At 69.1% G+C, this 21,185-nt stretch carries 19 protein-coding genes; 10 read left to right on the forward strand and 9 right to left on the reverse strand.

All coding sequences use genetic code 11. The annotated features are described in order from the left end of the window. Window positions 1–112: 112 nt before the first annotated feature. Together JCR33_RS20110 and JCR33_RS20115 are read left to right on the forward strand one after the other, a co-directional pair. On the forward strand, window positions 113–1,663 hold the full coding sequence (locus tag JCR33_RS20110; protein ID WP_198883915.1) for a bifunctional aminoglycoside phosphotransferase/ATP-binding protein: 1,551 nt from the start codon (window positions 113–115) through the stop codon (window positions 1,661–1,663). Between the two features lie 159 nt (window positions 1,664–1,822). After that, entirely contained in the window at window positions 1,823–2,695 is an 873-nt protein-coding gene (locus JCR33_RS20115; protein ID WP_198883916.1) for a universal stress protein, read from the forward strand. A gap of 123 nt (window positions 2,696–2,818) precedes the next feature. Here the strand turns inward: JCR33_RS20115 and JCR33_RS20120 are convergent, their stop codons facing one another. Further along, on the reverse strand, window positions 2,819–4,234 hold the full coding sequence (locus JCR33_RS20120) for a uracil-xanthine permease family protein (protein ID WP_198883917.1): 1,416 nt from the start codon (window positions 4,232–4,234) through the stop codon (window positions 2,819–2,821). 139 nt (window positions 4,235–4,373) lie between these two features. Further along, window positions 4,374–5,111, reverse strand: coding sequence for an aspartate/glutamate racemase family protein (locus JCR33_RS20125; protein ID WP_198883918.1), 738 nt, complete (start codon window positions 5,109–5,111; stop codon window positions 4,374–4,376). Window positions 5,112–5,316: 205 nt separating this feature from the next. On the opposite strand from JCR33_RS20125, the gene JCR33_RS20130 reads away from it, so the two are divergent. The 5 genes from JCR33_RS20130 (at window position 5,317) to JCR33_RS20150 (ending at window position 9,836) form a co-directional block, all read left to right on the forward strand. Next, a complete protein-coding gene (locus JCR33_RS20130) occupies window positions 5,317–6,354 on the forward strand; it encodes a TRAP transporter substrate-binding protein (protein WP_198883919.1) in 1,038 nt (345 codons plus the stop codon). Window positions 6,355–6,373: 19 nt separating this feature from the next. After that, window positions 6,374–6,967: a TRAP transporter small permease subunit gene (locus JCR33_RS20135; RefSeq protein WP_198883920.1), complete on the forward strand. Its 594-nt coding sequence runs from the start codon at window positions 6,374–6,376 to the stop codon at window positions 6,965–6,967. A 2-nt stretch (window positions 6,968–6,969) separates the two neighbouring features. Beyond that, the gene (locus JCR33_RS20140) at window positions 6,970–8,274 is read left to right on the forward strand and encodes a TRAP transporter large permease (RefSeq protein WP_198883921.1); all 1,305 of its coding nucleotides are present in this window, start codon (window positions 6,970–6,972) and stop codon (window positions 8,272–8,274) included. A 79-nt stretch (window positions 8,275–8,353) separates the two neighbouring features. Next, window positions 8,354–9,088, forward strand: coding sequence for a GntR family transcriptional regulator (locus tag JCR33_RS20145; protein WP_211110458.1), 735 nt, complete (start codon window positions 8,354–8,356; stop codon window positions 9,086–9,088). Window positions 9,089–9,104: 16 nt separating this feature from the next. Next, complete coding sequence (locus tag JCR33_RS20150; protein WP_198883923.1) at window positions 9,105–9,836, forward strand: maleate cis-trans isomerase family protein; 732 nt, start codon at window positions 9,105–9,107, stop codon at window positions 9,834–9,836. Window positions 9,837–9,872: 36 nt separating this feature from the next. Here the strand turns inward: JCR33_RS20150 and zrgA are convergent, their stop codons facing one another. Together zrgA and JCR33_RS20160 are read right to left on the reverse strand one after the other, a co-directional pair. After that, the gene (gene zrgA, locus JCR33_RS20155; RefSeq protein ID WP_198883924.1) at window positions 9,873–10,520 is read right to left on the reverse strand and encodes a zinc uptake protein ZrgA; all 648 of its coding nucleotides are present in this window, start codon (window positions 10,518–10,520) and stop codon (window positions 9,873–9,875) included. A gap of 137 nt (window positions 10,521–10,657) precedes the next feature. Continuing rightward, a complete protein-coding gene (locus tag JCR33_RS20160) occupies window positions 10,658–11,056 on the reverse strand; it encodes a Fur family transcriptional regulator (protein ID WP_198883925.1) in 399 nt (132 codons plus the stop codon). 243 nt (window positions 11,057–11,299) lie between these two features. Here JCR33_RS20160 and JCR33_RS20165 point away from each other — a divergent pair, with 243 nt between their 5' ends. Further along, the gene (locus JCR33_RS20165) at window positions 11,300–13,276 is read left to right on the forward strand and encodes a PhoX family protein (RefSeq protein ID WP_198883926.1); all 1,977 of its coding nucleotides are present in this window, start codon (window positions 11,300–11,302) and stop codon (window positions 13,274–13,276) included. A gap of 100 nt (window positions 13,277–13,376) precedes the next feature. Here JCR33_RS20165 and JCR33_RS20170 read toward each other — a convergent pair whose 3' ends face one another. From JCR33_RS20170 to JCR33_RS20190, 5 genes are all read right to left on the reverse strand, one after another. Further along, entirely contained in the window at window positions 13,377–14,099 is a 723-nt protein-coding gene (locus JCR33_RS20170) for an SDR family NAD(P)-dependent oxidoreductase (RefSeq protein ID WP_198883927.1), read from the reverse strand. A gap of 92 nt (window positions 14,100–14,191) precedes the next feature. After that, window positions 14,192–15,220: a TRAP transporter substrate-binding protein gene (locus tag JCR33_RS20175; protein ID WP_198883928.1), complete on the reverse strand. Its 1,029-nt coding sequence runs from the start codon at window positions 15,218–15,220 to the stop codon at window positions 14,192–14,194. 25 nt (window positions 15,221–15,245) lie between these two features. Next, a complete protein-coding gene (locus JCR33_RS20180; protein WP_198883929.1) occupies window positions 15,246–16,559 on the reverse strand; it encodes a TRAP transporter large permease in 1,314 nt (437 codons plus the stop codon). Beyond that, window positions 16,556–17,104 (reverse strand): TRAP transporter small permease, encoded by a 549-nt coding sequence (locus JCR33_RS20185; RefSeq protein ID WP_198883930.1) that lies wholly within the window; start codon window positions 17,102–17,104, stop codon window positions 16,556–16,558. Before JCR33_RS20185 ends, JCR33_RS20180 begins: the two co-directional genes overlap by 4 nt. A 4-nt stretch (window positions 17,105–17,108) precedes the next feature. Next, the gene (locus JCR33_RS20190; protein WP_198883931.1) at window positions 17,109–18,854 is read right to left on the reverse strand and encodes a thiamine pyrophosphate-binding protein; all 1,746 of its coding nucleotides are present in this window, start codon (window positions 18,852–18,854) and stop codon (window positions 17,109–17,111) included. Window positions 18,855–19,181: 327 nt separating this feature from the next. Here JCR33_RS20190 and JCR33_RS20195 point away from each other — a divergent pair, with 327 nt between their 5' ends. Beyond that, the gene (locus JCR33_RS20195; RefSeq protein ID WP_198883932.1) at window positions 19,182–20,012 is read left to right on the forward strand and encodes an IclR family transcriptional regulator; all 831 of its coding nucleotides are present in this window, start codon (window positions 19,182–19,184) and stop codon (window positions 20,010–20,012) included. Between the two features lie 151 nt (window positions 20,013–20,163). Continuing rightward, window positions 20,164–21,180, forward strand: a complete 1,017-nt coding sequence (locus JCR33_RS20200; RefSeq protein WP_198883933.1) for an alcohol dehydrogenase catalytic domain-containing protein — start codon at window positions 20,164–20,166, stop codon at window positions 21,178–21,180. Window positions 21,181–21,185: the final 5 nt, after the last annotated feature.

Below are 21,185 nucleotides of genomic sequence, written 5' to 3' on the forward strand. Positions count from 1 at the left end.
CTCAAGTGGAGTCGCTTGGGCGGAAAACCGCGCTCGCATTCAACGAGATAGAGCGTCTTGTCCGGGCTCGATGAAGCGCGGGATGCTCTAGGGGAGACAGGAAGGAGCCGCCGTGGCAGCCCCGGAACCGACGGATGACGCTTGCCTCCAGCGCGAGGTGATCCGGTTTCTCGCCAGTCCGGCCGCCCATGGGGGCGAGACGCCAGAGCACAAGGAAACCCACCTCTCGCACGTCTTCCTGACCCGCGAGCGGGTGCTGAAGCTGAAGAAGGCGCAGGACTGGAGCGTTGTCGACTACTCGACCCTCGCCCAGCGCGAGCGCTTCTGCCGCGAGGAGCTGACGATCAACGCCCGCTTCGCGCCGGAGATCTACCGCGACGTGCGCGCGATCACCCGCGAGGGGGCGGGGTTCGCCCTCGACGGTCCCGGCGAGGTGGTGGACTACGTGGTGGAGATGGCCCGGTTCGACGACGCCGGCGAGCTCGACATCCTCGTCGACGACGGCACCATCACCGGCGAGCTGATCGACATGACCGCGGATGTCGTCGCCGACATGCACCGCACCGCGCCCATCGTGCGGCGGCCGCACCAGAGCCGAATCGTCGCCGGCCTCACCCGTCAGCTCTCGCGCGACGTCGCCGCCGCCGTCACCGAGGCGGAGGAAAAGGCCGACGTCGCGCTCTGGACGCACAAGGCGAGCGAGCGGCTGATGCGCGATGCGGCGCGGGTCGACCGGCGCGGCCGCCACGGCTTCGTGCGGCGCTGCCACGGCGATCTGCACCTTTCCAACATTTGCCTCTGGAAGGGGCGGCCGACGCCGTTCGACGCCATCGAGTTCTCCGAGGAGATCGCCGTCATCGACGTGCTCTACGACCTCGCCTTCGTGCTGGTGGATCTCGAGCATCGCGGGCGCGGTGACCTCGCGACCCGCCTCCTGTCGCGCTATCTCGCCGCGACGCGGGACTATTCGGGCCTCGCCGCGCTGCCCCTCTACAAGTCGCAGCGGCACATGGTGCGGGCGCTCACGGGGGCGACGAAGGGCCGGCCCGTCGCCGACCACATCGCCGCGGCGCGGGCGATCGCCGAGCGTGCCGTCGCGCCCCACCTCTACGCCATCGGCGGGCTCTCGGGCAGCGGCAAGACCACCATCGCCCGCGCCGTCGCCCCGGAGCTCGGCGCCGTGGTGATCCGCGCCGACACCGTGCGCAAGCACATCTGGGGCGTCGCGCCGGAAGTTCATCTCGGCGCGGCCGCCTACGACGCGGTGACCACGGAGCGTGTCTATCGCCGCCTGCGCGTCGACGCGGCGCGGGCGCTGCGGGCGGGCAGCTCGGTGGTGCTCGACGCGACGTTCGCCGATCCCGCCGACCGGGCCGCCGTGCGCCGGCTCGCCAACCATCTCGGCGTGCCCTTTGCCGGCATCTGGCTGAAGGCGCCGCGGGCGATCCTCGCCGAACGCGTCGCCGGCCGCAGCGGTGACGCCTCCGATGCCGACGTCGCTGTCGTAGAGGCGCAGAGCCATCGCGACCTCGGGGCGATCGACTGGATCGACGTCGCGGCGAACGCGGAGCCCGACGAGGTGGCGATGGCCGCGCTCGGCTACCTCGCGCCGGTGGCGCGGACGGCACAGCGCCCGCCGCCGCGCCGTGGCGCACCGCGATGAGTGCGTCACCAGACCTTACGAAGCTTGATCGAAATCAATTCGCCCTTGCCGTCAGGCGCGTAGGAGGGGAAGAGGGGTCTGGCGCCGCCGCCGCGAGACCGGTTGATCTGCGGCGCTTCAGGGACGAATGCCGGCAGGGGCCGGCCAGGGAGAGCAAACATGGTGGCACGGTCGATACTGGCGGTCTTCAATGGGTATGATCACGAGCTGAGCGGTCTCAACACCGCCATCGCGCTTGCCAAGGCGAGCGGCGGCCACGTTCGCGTGCTCCACGTCAACTCCATCGCCCAGTCCTACGCCGGCATCTTCGGCGAGGCGTCGGTGGCCGGCATGGGCTGGGAAGAAGAGATCGAGCGGCAGAACGAGGCGCGTCTCGCCAATGCCCGCAAGATGACCGAGGCCGTCGCCGAGCGCGAGGGGCTGACCTTGGACGCGACCGCGACGGAAGGGCCGAGCCTCTTCTTCGTCAGCCTGCGCAACGCCTACAACCGCACCCTCCTGCGCGAGCTGAGCCTCGTCGACCTCATCGTCACCTCGTCCGAGAAGGGGGTGGGGGACATCCTGTCCCAGTCGGTGACGGACCTCGCGCTGTTCTCCTCCCGCCGTCCGGTGCTGGTGGTGCGGCCGAGCGACAACGACGCCCCCGCCACCGTGACCGGCGCCCCCGCGGTGGTCGCCTGGAACGACAGCCCCGAAGCGATGCATGCGCTCGTCAACGCGGCGCCGCTCCTCGGCGAGGCCTCGCGGGTCCATCTCGTCACCACCGAGAAGGGGTCGGGTACGGAGGTCCCGGAGGACCAGAAGCTCGCGCTCGCCTATCTCGCGGCCCACGGCATCGAGGCGATGCTCCACGTGGTGGACACCGACGGTCGCCAGGCCGGCGAGGCGGTGCTCGCCAAGGCGAGCGAGCTCAGCGCCGGATATGTGGTGATGGGTGCCTACGGCCACAGCGTCCTGCGCGAATCGCTGGTGGGTGGTTTCTCCGAATATATGCTCGGCGAGTCCGATCTGCCGCTGCTCCTGAGCCACTGAGTGGGCTTCCGGGCCCTGCGGCACCCCCGCCGGGCCCGGCCTCGATCGGCGCGTGGCGAGCCGCCGGCTTTCGCGCCGGCGGACGGATGATGGGCCGCAGCCTTTCGGCGGCGACCCAGCGCTTCATTCGGCGGCGGTGACCGGCGCGACGGGGTTCTCCTCGTCCGTTGAGGCGGGGACGTGCGCCTCGCCCGGAAGCTCGTGCGGCAGCACGAGGTTGAGGACGATCGCGAGGAAGGCGCCCGGCAGGATGCCGGAGGCCAGCAGCACCTGCAGCGTCTCGGGCAGATATTGCAGCGCCTTCGGCTCGAGCTGTAGCCCGAGGCCGACGGAGAGCGACACGGCGAAGATCACCATGTTGCGCCGGTTCCACAGGACGTCGGAGAGCATCTGCACGCCAGCCGCCGCCACCATGCCGAACATGACGATGACGCTGCCGCCGAGCACCTCGATCGGCACCGTGGAGATCAGCGCCCCGACCTTCGGCAACAGGCCGCAGATGATGAGGAAGATCGCGCCGAAGGTGACGACCATGCGGCTCATCACCCCGGTGATCGCGATGAGGCCGACATTCTGGCTGAACGAGGTGTTGGGGAGGGCGCCGAACACGCCGGCGATCGCCGAGCCGAGGCCGTCGGCATAGGTCGCGCCGACGATCTCCTTGTCGGTCGCCTCGCGGCCCGCGCCGCCTTTGGTGATGCCGGACACGTCACCCACCGTCTCCACCGCCGACACGAAGGCCATCAGGCAGAAGCCCACGATGGCGCTGAGGCTGAAGGCGATGCCGTACTTGAAGGGGACCGGAACGGTGAAGACGCCGGCGCTCGCGACGTTGGAGAAGCTCACCATCCCCAATAGCAGGGCGAGGACGTAGCCGGCCAGCAGACCGATGAGGATCGCCGCGACCGACCAGATGCCGCGGGCGAAGAACTTCAGCCCCAGCGTCGTGACGATCACGGTGATGGCGACGAGCCAGTTGAGGAAGCTACCATATTCGGGCTGGCTCATCGCCGCGACGCCGCCGGCCGCATATTGGATGCCGACCCGCACCAGCGACAGGCCGATGAGGAGGACGACGAGGCCGGTGACGAGCGGCGGCAGGGCGAAGCGGATCTTGCCGATGACGGTGCCGAGCAGGCTGTGGAAGAGGCCGCCGACGACAACCCCGCCATAGAGCGCGGGAAGTGCATCGATGCCCTTGCCGGCGACGAGGGGGATCATGATCGGTAGGAAGGCGAAGCTCGTGCCCTGGACGATCGGCAGGCGCGCCCCGACCGGCCCGAAGCCGATGGTCTGAAACAGCGTCGCGATCCCCGCGAACAGCATCGACATCTGGATCATGTAGATGAGGGCGGGGAAGTCCGGCGAGTTCGAGCCGAAGCCGAAGCCTGCCGCGCCGGCGATGATGATCGCCGGTGTGACGTTCGAGATGAACATGGCGAGGACGTGCTGGATGCCCAGCGGGATCGCCTGGGTCAGCGGTGGTGTATAGTTCGGATCACGCAGTTGCTCGGGAGTTCCGAGATAATGTGCTGTCATGAACGTTCTCCAGCCATCCAAAAAAGAATGGGTTGCGGGTTGCGGTCGGCGTGCGTCTCCCCGTCCGGCGGTCGCCGGCGGGGGTGGTAGAGATCGTCTGTCGGTGTCGCCGGATCGCTGAGGATCGTCGGCGATCCATTCAGCGGCCGGGGCCGTAGAGCATTGCGGCGAGGGCGGCGGAAAGGCCGGTCCCCTCGCGTCCCGTGACGGGGGCCTTCGCGGATCCGCGGGGGAGGGCGAGGCCGGCGAGCATCGCGCAGAGCCGCGTGCCGCAGGTCACCCCGTCGAGGATCGGCACGGCGACTTCGCTCGCGAGCCCCTCGGCCATGCCGGCGAAGGCGGCGCCGCACAGCACCACCACGTCGGCCCCGTCCCGCTCGACAAGGCGCGTGATCGCCTCGTGAGCCGCCTCGCGCACCTTGTGAGGGGCGCCGTAGGCCTCGGCCGCGCGCGCCTTGGCGACCTCGATGCCGGCGACCCGCTCGCCCACCCCGTAGGAGGCGGCGAGCTCGCGATAAAGGTGCGGCGTGCCGAAGGTCACGAGGCCGATGCGGTCGCCGAGGAGGCTCGCCGTCAGGAGGCTCGCTTGGCTCATGCCCACCACCGGGCAGGGCGCGACGTCGCGCAGCGCCGCGAGGCCGGTGTCGTAGGAGACGGCGATCAGCACCGCGTCAGCCGCCGCGTGGTGCTCGGCCAACATGTTGAGGAGCGCGTAGGCGCCGATGACGTTCTCGACGCGGCTCTCGATGATCTTGGCACCGAAGGGCGCGGTGAGAGCGAGGATGTCCCACCCCTGCGGCAGCGCCGTCCGCGCGGCGGCGGCGCACAGCTCGGTCACGCCCGCGGACGTGTTGGCATTGAGGAGGAGCAATCGCATGGCGCGAGTCTGGACGCTCCGCCGCCCCCGGCAAAGCGCGAATTGGCGCCATTTTTTGTCTATTTTGCCAACAATACATGTTTAGATTGTCGACGATATTGAAGGATTTCATTCCAACTATTTGAAAAATAGAAGTTTATCGCCGTGGCACTGCAATTGCTTGGTGCCTCCGCAGGGGCCGGATGGCCGCATGGGGGGTGAAGCGATGAAGCGACTGACGACGGCTGTACTGGTGGGAGTGGCGCTCGGCGCGGGTGTGGGTCCCGGCATGGCGCAGAATGTGCGCTGGCTCAGCCAGACGCAGCAGCAGCAGGCCCAGTATCCGGCCGAGGCCGCGGCGGTCGAGGCGGTCGGCGCCGCCGGCTTCGCGGTCGACCGCAACGAGTTCCAGGCTCTCGGCCTCAATCTCACCGACGCGCTGCGCCTTGCGGGCACTGGTGTCTTCCAGATCGTGTCGACCCAGGTCGGCAGCGTCGCCAAGGACGATCCCTTCCTGGAAGGCATCGACCTCATCGGCGTGTCGACGGACATGGGCGAACTGAAGGACGCCGTCGAAGCCTATCGCACGGCCTTCAACGATCGCCTCGCCGAGCGCTTCGGCGTGAAGGCGCTCGCGATCTGGCCGTTCGGTCCCCAAGTCTTCCTGTGCAATCAGGAGATCAGCGGGCTCGCCGATCTCGAGGGGCTCAAGGTGCGCTCCTTCACCGCCTCGATGTCGACGCTTCTGTCGGAACTCGGCGCGACGCCGGTGACGCTCTCCTTCCCGGAGGTCTATCCGGCGCTTCAGCGCGGCGTCGCCTCCTGCGGCGTCACCTCGCCGACGTCGTCGAACACCGGCAAATGGCCCGAGGTCACGACCCACGTGATGCCCTTGTCGGTGTCCGGCTCGGTCCAGGCTCACCTCGTCAATCTCGCCTGGTACAACGGCCTGCCGGCGGACAAGCGCGCCGCCCTCGACGCCGCGATGGCCGACATGGAGGCCGCCCTCTGGGAGCTCGCGACGAAGTCCAACGAGGACGCGCTCGCCTGCACCACCGGACAGGACTCCTGCCCCGGCGGCATCTACAACGTCTACGACAACACGCTCGTGCCGGTGTCGGAGGCCGACAAGGCGCTCGTCACCACCATCGCCAAGGAAAAGATCCTGCCGGAGTGGGCCGAGCGCTGCACCGCGGCCTACCCGGAGTGCAAGACCATCTGGTCGCAGACCGTGGGTGCGGCGCGCGGGCTGTCGCTCGACTGACGCGATCGGGGCGCAAGTCGTGAAACAACCGCTCGTCATCCGCGGCCTCGATGGGCTCGCGACGCTGTGCGCGCTCCTCGCGGGCGTCGCGGTCGCCGTCCTCTCCGTGCTCATCGTGGTCGACATCGTGAGCCGCACCGCCTTGCGCTACTCGCTCCAGGGAACCGACGAGCTGGGCGGGTACACGCTCGCGCTCGTCGGTTCGCTGGGTCTGCCTTACGCGCTGATGCGACGCGGCCATCCCCGCGTCGACATCTTCCTGCGCCGCTTTCCGCGTCGCGCCCGTGCCGCGCTCCACGTCCTCGCCTACGCCGCGCTCGCGGGGTTCGCGATCTTCATGACCGTGCACGCCGTGGCGGAGCTGCGCACGACGCTCACCTACGGCACCATCACCAACACGCCGCTCCAGACGCCGCTCGCCTGGCCGCAGGCGCTGTGGGTCGCCGGCACCGGCTTCTTCGCGCTGACGGCGAGCATCCTCACCCTCGACGCGCTGCGCCGCCTCTTCCTCGCCCCCGCCACCGTCGAAGCCGTCTACGGACCGCTCAGCGTGGAGGACGAGGTCGGCGAATATGTCGAGGACAAGCCCATGCTGCCGCGCTCGGAGGTCTGAGGATGCTCGACGTCACCGACGCGGCCTTCGGCTTCGTCCTCCTCCTCGGGCTGATGTTCATCGGCCTCCACATCGCGACGTCCATCTTCCTCGTCGCCGCCCTCGGCGCCTGGTGGTTCTTCGGCGATGCGATGTTCCGCCCCTTCGGCACCATGATGTGGGGGACGCTCAACAACTTCCTCCTGGTGGCGATCCCGCTCTACGTCTTCATGGGCGAGATCCTGGTGCGCGGCGGGGTGACGGAGCGCATGTACCGGGCGCTCGCCGACTGGCTCAATCCGCTCCCCGGCGGCCTCCTCCACACCAACATCGCCGCCTCCTCGATCTTCGCGGCGATCTCCGGCTCGTCCGTCGCGACGGCGGCGACCATCGGCACCGTCGCCTTTCCGGCCTTCCGCCAGCGCGGCTACAAGGAGGCCTGGGTGGTCGGCTCCGTCGCCTCGGGGGCGACGCTCGGCATCCTCATCCCGCCCTCGATCAACCTCATCATCTACGGCGCCATCACCAACACCTCGATCGGACGCCTCTTCACCGCCGGCATCCTGCCGGGGCTCCTGCTGATGACCTTCTTCATGGGGCTCATCATCGTCTGGTCGAGCCTCGACAGTTCGATCGCCGGCAAGCGCGAGAAGCTCGCCCCGTGGCCGGAGCGCCGGAAGCGGCTGACGGACCTGTTGCCGCCGCTCGTCGTCTTCACCCTGGTGATGGGGTCGATCTATACCGGCTTTGCGACGCCCACCGAGGCGGCCGGCGTCGGCGCGGTGGCCGCGATGATCCTCGTCGCCTGCTACCGCTGCCTGACGCTGCGCCTCGTCCGCGACGCGATGCTCGCCACCGTCGCCACCACGGCGATGACGCTGCTGATCCTGGTGGCGGCCTTCTACCTCAACTTCGTGCTCGGCATTCTGGGCGTGCCGGCGGCGGTCTCCAGCGCCATCTCAGAGCTCGACGTGTCGCCCGCCTTGATGATGGTGCTCCTCATCGTCCTCTACCTCGTGCTCGGCTGCTTCCTCGATGCGCTCGCGATGATGATCGCGACCATCCCCATCGTCTGGCCGGTGGTGCAGCATCTGGGGTTCGATGCGGTGTGGTTCGGCATCTTCCTCGTCCTGATGTGCGAGCTCGCCCTCATCACGCCGCCGGTCGGCATGAACCTTTATGTGGTCCAGAGCGTGCGGGGGCGGGGGTCGATCGGCACGGTGATCGTCGGCGTTCTGCCCTTCTTGGCGGCGATCCTCGTCCTCGTCGGGCTGACGATGGCCTTCCCGGGGCTCGTGAACTGGCTGCCGAGCCTCTTGCACGGATGAAGACGGTGCTCCAAGGCTGCTTGCCGTGTGTCGTGGATGGCGGTCGCCGCCGACCGGGCGCTTGCAGTATAGGGATTCGATGACTGCCTCGGTTCGCTCCCGGCCTTCCACCAAGCGGCGCTTGCCGGCGCGCGCGCCGCAACGACCCGAGGACAGGGTGCGCGAGGAGATCCATCACGCGATCGCCGATGGTCGCCTGCCGCCCGGCACGCGGCTGCCGGAGGAGCACGTCGCCGAGGTGTTCGGCGTCAGCCGGGCGCGGGCGAGGGTGGCGCTGCAGGAGCTCGCCCACGACAAGGTGGTGGTGCTCGAGCCCAACCGCGGCGCCTTCGTCGCCAAGCCCTCGCCGGAGGAGGCGCGGCAGATCTTCGCCGCGCGTCGGCTGATCGAGGTGGCGCTGGCGCCCGCCGTGGTCGACAGCCTCGACGAGGCCGCTCTCGCCCACCTGCGCGCCCACGTAACGCTGGAGCGGGAGACGGAGCTCGCGCCCAACCGCTATCGCGGCCTCAAGACGTCGCACGATTTCCACATGCAGGTGGCCCGCCTCGCCGGCAACAGCGTGGTGGAGGGCTTCCTCGCCGAGCTTCTCGTTCGCTCCGCGCTGGTGACGGCGATCTACGAGCGGCCCGGCGTGGAGCACTGCTCGCACGCGATCCACGCCCACCTCGTCGACATCCTCGAAAGGCGCGATGCCGACGCCTTTGGCGCCGCCCTGGCGGAGCATCTCGACGAGATCGAGACCCACCTCGACCTCGTCGAGCCGGTGGAGCGCGAGGTCGATCTCAAGACGCTGTTTCGATCCCCCCGCGGATGACAGGAAAGGACGCCCCATGACGCAGCGCCGCGTCGGCATGCTCACGCCATCGTCCAACACCGTGCTCGAACCCTATACGTCGGCGATGTTCGCACCGTTCGGCGAGACCGGCTCGGTGCACTATGCCCGCTTCCGCGTGGTCGAGATCTCGATGTCGGCGGCCTCGCAGAACCAGTTCGCGCTCGATCCGATCCTCGAGGCCGCCGAGCGCCTCGCCGAGGCGCGGGTCGACCTGATCGCCTGGAACGGCACGTCGGCAGGCTGGCTGGGGCTCGACACCGACCGCGAGCTCTGCGCCCGGATCGAGGCGGCGACAGGGGTGCGCGCCTTCTCCACGATGCTCGCCTACGACGAGCTGTGGCGGGCGATGGGGCTCTCCCGTCTTGGTCTCGTGACGCCCTACCTCGCGGAGATCCAGAACCGTATCGTCGCCAACTATGCGGGGCAGGGGGTCGAGGTCGTCGCCGAGGAGCACTTGGAGACGAGCGAGAACTTCACCTTCGCCGAGGTGACGCCCGAGCGCGTCGCAGAGCTGGTGCGCCGCGTGGCGATGGCAAAGCCGGAGGCGATCGCCATCATCTGCACCAACTTCCGCGGCGCGCCGCTCGCGCAGGCGCTGGAGGCCGAGACCGGCATCCCGGTGATCGACAGCGTGTCGGTGACGGCGGCGGCGACGATGCGCCTCGTCGGCCTCGACCCCAGCCGGGTGACGGGCTGGGGCAGCGTGTTCGCCCGCTTCGCCGGCTGACGGGCGGCGGCCGGCGGGGGCGCGCTCAGCCTGCGATCAGGGCAGCGACAGGGTAGGGGTGTCGCGGCCGATCTCGACGGCCGAGGCGCCGGTGTCGGTCACGATCGTCGCCTCGATCTCCTGCGCGTTGGCGAAGATGTCGAAGAACGGGAAGGCGATCGCCTGAAGCTCGTCCGGATGGTCGCAGGCGAACTCGTAGCGGGCATGGAACTCGCTGTGCTCGCCATGCTCGTGCTCATGCTCGCCGTGCTCGTGCTCTTCCTCCTCGCCGTCGTGATCGTGCTCCTCGGCCTCGTCGGCATGCTCTTCATGCTCGTGGCTGTGGGCGGCGTGCTCGTCCGTGTCCGCATGGTCATGGTCGCCGGAATGGAGATGGGTGAGAACCTCCGCTAGCCGGCAGTGGGCACCCTCGTCGAGCACGAAGAGCTCTTCGGGGCGGGTGAACTGGCGGATGGCCGCCTCGACCGCATCCTTGTCCTCATCGCTCGTCGCTTCGTACTCGAAGCCGACGATGTCCATGCCGGGAGACAGGAGGTTAAGCGTCATCTCGCCGCCCTCGATGGCGATTTCGAGGGTGCTGACGCCGTGGACGTGCGCGCCAAGCTCGCGGTGCTCCTGTGCGGCAGCAAAGTGCGTCATGGCGGTGAGGGCGGTTGCGGCGGACAGGATGAGCTTGATCGACATGAAGGGCGTCCTCGGTCGTTTTGGGCCTAAGGGGAGCTGCGCTCCGGTCTATCCGTAGCGGTCCACGTCTCCATGTACAATATAACATTTGTGACGATGGCCGATCATCTTGGATCGGCTCCGCCGTTGCCTGCGGCCTAAGTGTCCGTGCGGCAGCGGGCGCAGTGGCCCTTGAGCTCGACCGTCGCGTGCTCGACGGCGAAGCCCACGCGCTCCGCCTGGTCGTCGAGCACCGCGCGCACGACACCGCCGTTCAGCTCTTCCGTGCCCTTGCACTGCGTGCAGATGGCGAAGACGGCGACGTCGTGCTGGTGGCCCGGATCGGAGCACGCGACGTAGGCGTTCATCGATTCGAGCCGATGCACCTGCCCCGTATCGACCAGCTGTCCCAGCGCCCGATAGACCGTCGGCGGCGCCGAGATGCCGTGCTCGCGCACGCTGTCGAGCACCTGATAGGCGCTCATCGGCCGGCCTGACGAGCGCAGCGCATCGTAGACCTGCTCGACATTTCGGCCGCCGGCTCGAGACCGCTTCATCCTGATCCCCCGTCAATCGTCCCCGCAACCCATCCTATAGCAGATGGTTGTCGAAGTGAGGGCATGCCAGGGCGGAAACCCGCGCCGGTCGGCGCGCAGGTGGAAACGCGCCGGGACCGTCATTCGGCTGTTATGTTGTATAATTTAATTGCTCCTGTTCCAGAGTAGCCTGCCTGCCGCGGCCGGGTGCATCGATCTCCCGACCGCGGACGCCGGCTGCCTTTCCAGCAGGAGAGCATCGCCATGTCGGCGCACAACGACTTCAAGACCAGCCTTCTCGAAGAGGCCGACGGGCCGGGCTCCAACCCGACCCAGAACCGCACCATGGGCGAGATCATCGCCGCCCGGTTCTCCCGTCGTGGCCTCCTCAAGGGCTCCCTCGCCGCCACCGCCATCACCGCCACCGTCAGCCCCATCGCCCTCATGGCGGCGAGCGAGGCGAAGGCGCAGGACGGGACGTCCGCCTTCAGCTTCTCCGAGGTCGCCGCCGGTGTCGACGCCGACCATCACGTCGCCGAGGGCTACGATGCCGACGTCCTCCTGCGTTGGGGCGACAAGGTGTTCGCCGACGCGCCGGAGTTCGATCCGACCAACCAGTCGAAGGAAGCGCAGGAGCGCCAGTTCGGCTACAACAACGACTTCGTCGGCTTCGTGCCCATCGACGGCTCGTCCGAGCACGGCATCCTCGTGGTCAACCACGAGTACACCAACGAACACCTGATGTTCCCGGGCATCGTCACCATCACCGACGGCAAGCCGACCATCGCGCCGGCGGACAAGGCCCGTGTCGACATCGAGATGGCGGCGCACGGCGGCACCATCATCGAGATCCGCAAGGAAGACGGCCACTGGACGCCGGTGCTCGACGGCCGCCAGAACCGCCGCATCACCGCGACCACCCCGATGGAGATCACCGGCCCGGCCGCCGGCCACGATCGCCTCAAGACGAGCGCCGACGCCACCGGCCGCGCGGTCTTCGGCACCCTCAACAACTGCGCCGGCGGCGTGACGCCCTGGGGCACCTACATCATGTCCGAGGAGAACTTCCACGGATACTTCCTCGGCGAGCTGCCCGAGGGCCATCCCGAGGCGGCGAACTACAAGCGCTACGGCGTGCCGGGCGGCTCCTACGAGTGGGGCAACGTCTACGACCGCTTCAACCTCGCCAAGGAGCCCAACGAGCCGAACCGCTTCGGCTGGGTGGTCGAGGTCGACATCGAGGACCCGACGTCGACGCCGAAGAAGCGCACCGCGCTCGGCCGCTTCAAGCACGAGGGTGCCGAATCGATCGTCGCTCCCGGCGGCCAGGTGGTGTTCTATCTCGGCGACGACGAGCGCTTCGACTACGTCTACAAGTTCGTGACCGCCGGCACCTACGATCCGCAGAACCGGGCCGCCAACCTCGACCTTCTCGACGAGGGCACGCTCTACGTCGCCCGCTTTGACGAGGATGGCTCCATCACGTGGCTGCCGCTCCTCCACGGTGAGGGTCCGCTGACCGCCGAGAACGGCTTCGCGAGCCAGGCCGACGTCGTCATCGAGACGCGTCGCGCCTCCGACCTCCTCGGCGCGACCCCGATGGACCGCCCCGAGGACATCGAGCCGAACGGCGAGAACGGCCGCGTCTATGTGATGCTGACCAACAACACCAAGCGCAAGGAGGCGAACGCGGCCAACCCGCGCGTCGACAACGCGTTCGGCCACATCATCGAGATCGCGGAAGCGGACGGCGACTTCGCCGCCACGCGCGGCACCTGGGAGGTCCTCCTCCAGTGCGGCGATCCGTCGGTCGCCGAGGTGGGCGCCACCTTCTCCACGGCGACGACCGAGAACGGCTGGTTCGGCATGCCCGACAACTGCGCCGTCGACAGCGACGGGCGCCTCTGGGTGTCGACGGACGGCAACTCGCCGAAGGCCACCGGCCGCACCGACGGTCTGTGGGCCGTCGACATCGACGGTGCGGCGCGCGGCACCTCGAAGCTCTTCTACCGCGTGCCGGTGGGTGCCGAGATGTGCGGCCCGCGGCCGACGCCTGACCTCACCACGTTCTTCGTGGCGGTGCAGCACCCGGGCGACGGCGGCGACGACTGGGACGGGTTCGGCCGCCCGTCCTACTACGAGGATCTGTCGACCCGCTGGCCCGACTTCCGGGACGACATGCCGGTGCGCCCGTCCGTGGTCGCGATCACCAAGCGGGGCGGCGGCAAGATCGGCGCCTGAGCGCGCCGCCGCATCACGCGATCGACCGTCGGGCGGCTCCGCCCGGCGGTCTCCGCCCAATCCCAACGACCTAGATCCCAACGACCTAGATCCCGGCGACCTAGATCCCGGCGACGCCGATCGTGAGGCCGCCGCAGACGAAGAGGGTCTGGCCGGTCACGTAGCCGTTCTCCTCGGCGAGGAAGAAGCCGGCGGCGTTGGCGATGTCGTCCGGCGAGCCGACCCGGCCGAGCGGGATCGAGCGCTTCAGCGCCTGCGTCCGCTCGCTGTCGTCCGGGTTGACGGCGCGGAAGAGCTCGGTCGCGATCGGCCCCGGTCCGATGGCGTTGACGGTGATGTTGTGGGGCGCGAGCTCCAGCGCCCACACCCGCGTCATCGACAGGAGCGCGCCTTTGGTGCCGCCATAGGCCGTGCGCAGCTCCTTTCCGGTCGCCGCGCGGCTCGCGATGTTGACGATCCGTCCCCAGCCGCGCGCCTTCATCGAGCGGGCGGCGCGTTGGGCGCAGATCGTCGGGGCCACCATGTTGATGGGCACGAGGCGGTTGAAGTCGTCCGGCGTCGTGTCCTCCAGGCTGTGGGCGATCGCCCGTCCCGCGTTGTTCACGAGGCCGACGATGGCGAAGCGCCCGGCGATGTCGTCGAAGACGCGGCCGATCGTGTCGGCGTCCGACAGGTCGGCCTCGATGTAATGCGCGCCGGACGGCTCTGTTTCGGCCGCGCGGTCGACGTTGACGACGGCCCGACCGCGCGACAGGAGGTGCTGTACGATCGCGCGGCCGATGCCGTTGGAGCCGCCCGTCACCACGGTGACGTCTTGAAGCATCGCAATGTCCTCTCTTCTCGCCCCGGCCCGGACGTCGCGGACGCCGGCGGCCGGGGCGCCGAGCGGCGTCGCCGCCTGTGGGATGGCGGCGGTCAGGACCCGTTGGCGGTCTCGAGGATCACCTGGAGAAGCTCCTTGCCGGGCCGGCCGGCGGCCTCCTGCTCCTCCACCCAGCGGTCCCACACCGGGCGGGCGACCTTCTCGATCCACGGCGCCCGCTGTTCGTCGGTGTACTCGATCGCCACGAGCCCCGCGTCCTTGAAGATCGGGATCCACTTGGCGTCCGCGTCGTCCATCGCCTTCATGTTGAGGGCGTAGACCTCCTGCTTCACCTCCTCGATCAGCGTCTTGTACTGGTCGGGAAGGGCCGCCCACGCCTCCTTGCTGACGAAGATGTGCGCGTGGTTCACCCCGGGGTTGAGGTTCGCGGTGTACCAGTCCGACACCTCGTGCAGCCCGTAGGCGCCGTGGGCATAGCTGAACGGGAAGGAGGCCGCGTCGATCACGCCGCGCTCCAGCGAGGTGTAGACCTCCGGCGGAGAGATCGAGCTCGACGAGGCGCCGAGCGCCGACATCGCATCGGCGAGGCCGCTCAGCGCGCGGATGCGCTTGCCGTTCCAGTCCTCGAGCTCGATCGGCGGCTCGCCGACGCCCATGAACTCGAACTGCGGCACGAGCACCGTATAGAGGCGCTTCACGCCGAGCCCGTCCCATTCGGCCGCGGCCGCGGGTTGGGCGAAGTAGGTCTCGATGACCTTCTCGCGCGTCGGCAGGTCGGGGATCGGCAGGAAGGGAAGGTCGAGCCCCATCGCGATCGGGTTCTTGTCGGGCGAGAAGGCGGAGGAGTAGTAGGCCGCCTCGAAGGCGCCGATCTGCAGGCCGTCGAGGTTCTCGCGCGGGCCGGAGAGCTGGCCGCCGTAGAAGAGTTCCCAGGTGAAGCGCCCGTCGGTCCGCTCCGCGATGAGACGCTTGAAGTCCTCGGCCGGCTGGGTGAAGGCGCGCGGATTGCCCCAGAGCGAGACGTTCCAGGTCACCTTCGGCCCCTCGACCACCTCCTGGGCGGTTGCCCCGCCTGCCGTGAACACCGTCAGACAGGCAAAGGCGATGGTGCGCAGTTTCATCGGTCGTTCCTCCCGTTTTGCTTTGTTATCCGGACATCTGGTTGGGCAGCCAAAGCACGATGTCCGGAATGAGGATGAGCAGAATCACAGTGACGACGTCCGCGATGAAGAAGGGGAAGGCGCCGCGGAAGATGGTGTTGACCGGAATGTCCGGCCGCACGCCGTGGACGACGAAGACGTTGAGCCCGATCGGCGGCGTGATGAGGCAGATCTCGGCCATCTTCACGAGGATGATGCCGAACCAGATCTCGTTGAAGCCGAGGCCGTCGATGGTCGGCAGCACGAAGGGCAGCGTCAGAAGCAGCATGCCGATCGCGTCCATGAACATGCCGAGGACCACGTAGACGAGCAGGATCCCGATCAGGATCACGTAGCGGTTGGCGTCGAGCCCCAGGACCCATTCGGCGATGTCGCCCGGCAGCCCGGTGAAGCCGAGGAAGCGCACGTAGATGAGCACGGCCCAGATGATCGCGAAGATCATCGCCGAGACCTGCGCCGTCTCGATCAGCGCGTCGCGCAGGTTGGCGAGGCGGAAGCCGGTCTTGAACACGCAGAAGACGAGCATGACGAAGGCGCCCGCCGCGCCGGTCTCGGTCGGCGTCAGCCAGCCCGAGTAGAGGCCGCCCAGAACGATCGCGATGACGAGGGCGATGCCGGCGAGGTTGCGCGTGGCGGCGAGTTTGCGCCGGAGCGTATAGGACTGCCCGACCGGCCCGAGCTCGGGCTTCAGGCGGAACAGCACCGCGATCGTCGCGACGTAGACGAGGGCGGACAGCGCGCCGGGGATGAAGCCGGCGAGGAGCAGCTTGCCGATCGAGGTCTCCGCGATGATGCCGTAGATCACCAGGATGCCGCTCGGCGGAATGAGCGAGGCGAGCGTTCCGCCCGCGGCGACGACGCCCGCCGAGATCGAGACCGCGTAGCCGGCGCGGATCATCTCCGGCAGCGCGATGCGGGTGAACACCGCCGACGTCGCGGTGCTCGCGCCGGACACGGCGGAGAAACCGGCCGTCGCCACCACCGTCGCGAGGGCGAGGCCGCCGCGCAGCTGACCCACCCAGATGCGGGCCGCCTCGAACACCTGACGCGTCATCCCCGCATAGAAGGCGAGGAAGCCGAGGAGGAGATACATCGGCAGGACGCTGAATTCGTAGGTGGCGGTCTTCGCGTAAGGGGTGAGGCCGGCGAGCGCCATCGCCGTGCCGAAGCCGCGCATCGCCGCAAGCCCGGCGAACCCCACGAGGGCGGCCGCCACGAAGATGCGGACGCCGAGGCCGACGAGCGTCAGCAGCAGGACGACGCTCAGGACGCCGAGGATCGCTGGATCGGTGAGGCTCATTCGGTGACATCCTCGAGCGTGCGATGCGCCGGAAGGAGCGCCTCGGCGGCGGCGTCGGCCGGATCGCGGACGAGGCGCAGGTGGACGAGCGCGTAGAGGGCGAACCGGACGGCGAGGAGGGCGAGGCTCGCCGAGATCATCAGCTTCACCGGCCAGGTCGGTATGCGCAGGTCGGGGGTGTTGTCGGAGTAGGCGAGGGCACGCTCGAAGAACTGGTAGGCGCCGATGGAGAGCACCGCGCAGATGAACGCGCCGAGCCCCATCCCGGCCGCCTCGACGATGTGGCGGGCCCGCTGCGGCAGGGCGTCGACCACCAGCGGCATCCGCACGTGGGCGTTGCGCGTCAGGGCGCGCGAGATGCCGAGGATCGCGGCGAACGGCATCGCGAGGGTGATGAGGTCGAGCTGACCCCGGATCGGCGCGTTGAACAGGCCGCGCGCCAGGATCTCCGCGGTCGCGAGGGCGAGAATGACGGCGGTCGTGGCCGCCGCGATCCAGACGAGCACGGCCTCCACGGCACGCAATATGCGGTCGACGACTGCCATCGGATTACACCGGCCTGTCGCCTTTGGTGACCTTCAGCGTTCGGCTGTCGGCCGCGGGCAGCATCTTGGCGGGATCGCGCGTCACCACCACGTCGATCACCGACGGGCGGGAGCGCTCCTCGATCGCTTCGCGCAGCGCCGGGGCGAGGGCGTCGGGATCGTCGACGCGGATGCCGTGGCAGCCGAAGTCGCGCGCGAGCACCGCATAGTCCATCTCGATGAGGTCGCTCGACTGGTAGCCGCCATACATCGCGTGCTGCAGCGACTTGATGTAGCCGGAGGCGGCGTTGTTGACGATGAGGAGGGTGAACGGGGTTCCCACCCGCCGCGCCGTCTCGAGCTCGCCGATCACCATGTTGAAGCCGCCGTCGCCGGTGATCGCCACCACGGGCTGATCGGGCACGGCGAGCTGCGCGCCCATGGCGCCCGGCAGGCCGTAGCCGATGGAGGCGAAGCCGCGGTCGGCGAGGAAGCTGCGGCCGGCTTTCTTGGTGTCGTAGAAGAGGCCGGCCCAGTGGGCGGCGAAGCCGCCGTCGGCGATGAGCACGCTGTCGGCCGGCATCACCTCGTTCAGCTCGTTGAGCATCCGCCCCATGTTGATGGGGCTTTCGCTCGAGTGGAGGCGCTCGTGGGCGCCGTCGCGCCACTTCGCCATGCGCCGGCCGATTTCCATGACGTAGCCGGCCCGCTTCGCCCGCGCCGCGGCGGCGTCGCCGTGAAGCGCGGCGGCGAGGTCTTCGAGGCCGAGCCGTGCGTCGCCCACCAGCGGGTGGTCGGCGTGGGTGGTGCGGCCGATCTCCTCGGCCGTCACCTCCAGATGGATCAGCGGCGTGCGGTCGTTGAAGAGCTGAAAGCGCTTGGTGGCGATCTCGCCGAGCTTGCAGCCGACGACGATCAGGCAGTCCGAGGCTTCGATCAGCTCGTTGGCGATGCGGGCGAAGCGGCCGAAGAGGCCGGCGGAGAGCTCGTGGGTGCAGGGGATCGCGCCCTTGCCGGAAAGGGTGTGGGCGACGGGGATCGCGTGCGCCTCGGCGAACGCCAGGAGGGCGGCGGTGGCGTCGCTGATGTGGACGCCGCCGCCGGCGAGGATGAGCGGACGCTCCGCACCCGCGATGAGTGCGGCGGCCTCCTCGATCGCCGTGCCGTCCGGCCGGGAGCGATAGGCCGGATAGCGGGTGGTCCTCGGGTCGATCCACAGGTCGTCGGCGTCGAAGTCGAAGGTGCCGTGCGCGACGTCCTCGGGAACGTCGACGACGACGGCGCCCGGCCGCCCCGAGGTCGCCACCGCGTAGGCGCGGCGCACGAGCTCGGGCACGCGGCGGGCGCTCTCGATGCGGATCACGTCCTTCACCGCCGGGCGCAGGATGTCGAGTTGGCGCGCCTCCTGCGTCATGTTCCGCCAGGAGTAGTCGCGGTGGGTGTCGCCCACGAAGACGATCTGCGGAATGCCGGCGTTGGTGCTCTCCACGAGCGCCGTCACGAGGTTGGTGGCGCCGGGGCCGAGCGTCGCGTCGCACACGCCGGGCTTGCCGGTCATCCGCGCCCACGCATCTGTTGCGAAGCAGCCGACGCGCTCGTCGTTGATGAGATGGTGGGCGAGATTCTTGCGCCGCACGGCGTCGTAGTAGGGCAGGAGCTGAAAGCCGCCCATGCCGAACATCGGGCCGACGTCCGCGCGCTCGAGGATCTCGACGATCGCCTCGCCGCCGGTGAGCGTGACGCTCGAGTTGATGGGGACGGGAGCGTTCATGCGGTCAGGCCCTCGAGGTTGCTTCGGCGATCGTCGTGGCGGGGTGCGCAGCCGCGCCGGCAAGGCGTTCGCGCGGCAGCGTCGTCGCTGGGGGAGCGGACGGTGTTCCCCGGTCGCCCGCGTGTCGCCGATCGATGCGCGTCAAGGCTTGGTCACCCCGGCGACGGTCCCGGCTCCTCAAAGCCGGCGCGGGGGTCACAACGCTGAGATCGGTGGCGGTGGGGGATTTCATTTCCGTTGACCGGATATTATTATCGTTTAGATGAAAATAATCTGCCAACCGACGACCTGTCAACCATCCGCCAAGCGCGCCGAGACGAGGGCCGAATGCCGAACGACCCCAGCAAACCCTCCGTGCGAAAGGGCGAGCACCAGAACACCGCGCGCCTGGTGCTGGTGCTCGAAACGCTGATGGCGGCGTCGGTCGACGGGTTGCGGCTCATCGATGTGGTCGAGGCGTCGGGCCTCAGCGTGGCTGTCGCCCACCGCCTCCTCGCCGGCATGGTGGCCTATGGGCTGGTCGACCAGGACGCGGAGACCAATCGGTACTTTCTGGGGCTCAAGCTGTTGTCGCTGACGGCGGGGGCCACCGAGCGCCACGGCATCGCCCGCTGCGCCGAGGGGCCGCTGGAACAGCTCGCCAAGGAGACGGGCGACACGATCTATCTCAGCCTGCCGTCGGGCGACGATTCGGTGTGCGTCGACCGCCGCGAGGGCTCCTTCCCGATCCGCACATTGACGCTCAATCTCGGCGACCGTCGGCCGCTCGGCGTCGGCGGCGGCAGCATGGCGCTGCTCGCCTTCCAGGAGGACGCCTTCATCGCCGACATTCTCGCGCGCGACCGGGCGCGCCGGCAGAGCTACGGCATCGACGACGCGTGGCTCGAAGCGGCGCTGAAAGAGGCGCGTGCGCGCGGCTACACGATGAACGACGGGCGTCTCATCCAGGGGATGTCGGGCGTCGGCGTGCCGATCTGCCGGGCCGACGGGCGCGCAGTGGCGGCGCTCAGCCTCGCCGCCATCGCCGACCGCCTCGGCGGCGAGCGGCTCGCGTGGGTGGTCGGGCTCCTGAAGCAGGCGGCGGCGAAGATCGAGGCCGACGCCTCCGTCATCATCAACTCCCGGATCGCCAAGCGGGGGGCGACGAAAACGGCATGACGCGACGCGCCGAAGGCTCTGGCCCGCGAGCCGCGCGGCGAGAGCGAGATCGACACCCCTCGCGCCCTTGGCGCGGGAGGGGGGCAACAAGAAGAATCGCGGCGCGATCGGTTCGCCGGTGGCGATCGTGACCATCCGAGGAGGAGCGGCGATGGAAACCCGCAGTCTGGTTCTCGCCCGCCCGGAGCGGGACGCGGTGGAGCTCATGGTGCGTGAGCTTCCCGCCGTCGGTCCGGGCGAGGCGCTGGTGCGCATCCGCAAGGCCGGGATCTGCGGCACCGACCTGCACATCATCGGCTGGAACGCGTGGGCGCAGCGCGCCTATCGGCCACCGCTCGCGCTCGGCCATGAGCTGTGCGGCGACATCGTCGAGATCGGCGCGGGAGGCGAATTCGCGGTGGGCGACCGGGTGACGGCGGAGACGCACCTTGCCTGCGGGACGTGCGACCAGTGCCGGCGCGACAGGGGCCATACCTGCGACAATCTCAAGACCTTCACCCGCCTAGGGCTCGGCGCGTTCGCCGACCTCGCCGTGATTCCGGTTCCGCTCCTGCGCCGCGTGCCGGCCGGCGTGTCGGACAGGGTCGGCGCGGCGATGGAGCCGCTCGGCATCGCGATCCGCGCCGTGGAGGCGGCCGCCGCGGAGGCCGACAGGCTGATGGTCAGCGGCTGCGGCCCGATCGGCCTCTTCGCGGTCGCCGCCGCGCGGGCGATGACCGGCGCCACCATCCAGGCCGTCGACCCGAGCGACGCCCGGCTCGACCTCGCCCGCATGGCGGGGGCGGACATCGCCTGTCGCCCCGAAGCGCTCGGTGAGCTCGCCGCCTGCGATGCCGTGATCGAGACGTCGGGCGTGCAAGGGGCGCTCGATGCCGCCTTCCGCCAGACGCGCAAGGGCGGGCGGATCGTCTATTGCGGCCTTCCCTCAGAACCCTTGTCGGTGGACGTGACGGGGCAGATCGTGTTGCGCGAGGTGGCTCTCGAAGGCGTCTATGGCCGCCACCTCACGCGGACGTGGCGGACCATGAGCGACCTTCTCGAACAGGGCCTCGACATCGAGCCGCTGCTCACCGCCGAGCTGCCGATCGAGCGCTTTGGCGAGGCGCTCCGCCTCGCCCGCGCAGGCACCCACGGCAAGATCGTGTTCGATCTCTCGACCTCGCACTGACGTCG

Origin of the sequence: Acuticoccus mangrovi, from assembly GCF_016411865.1 — a bacterium.
Lineage (GTDB): Bacteria > Pseudomonadota > Alphaproteobacteria > Rhizobiales > Amorphaceae > Acuticoccus > Acuticoccus mangrovi.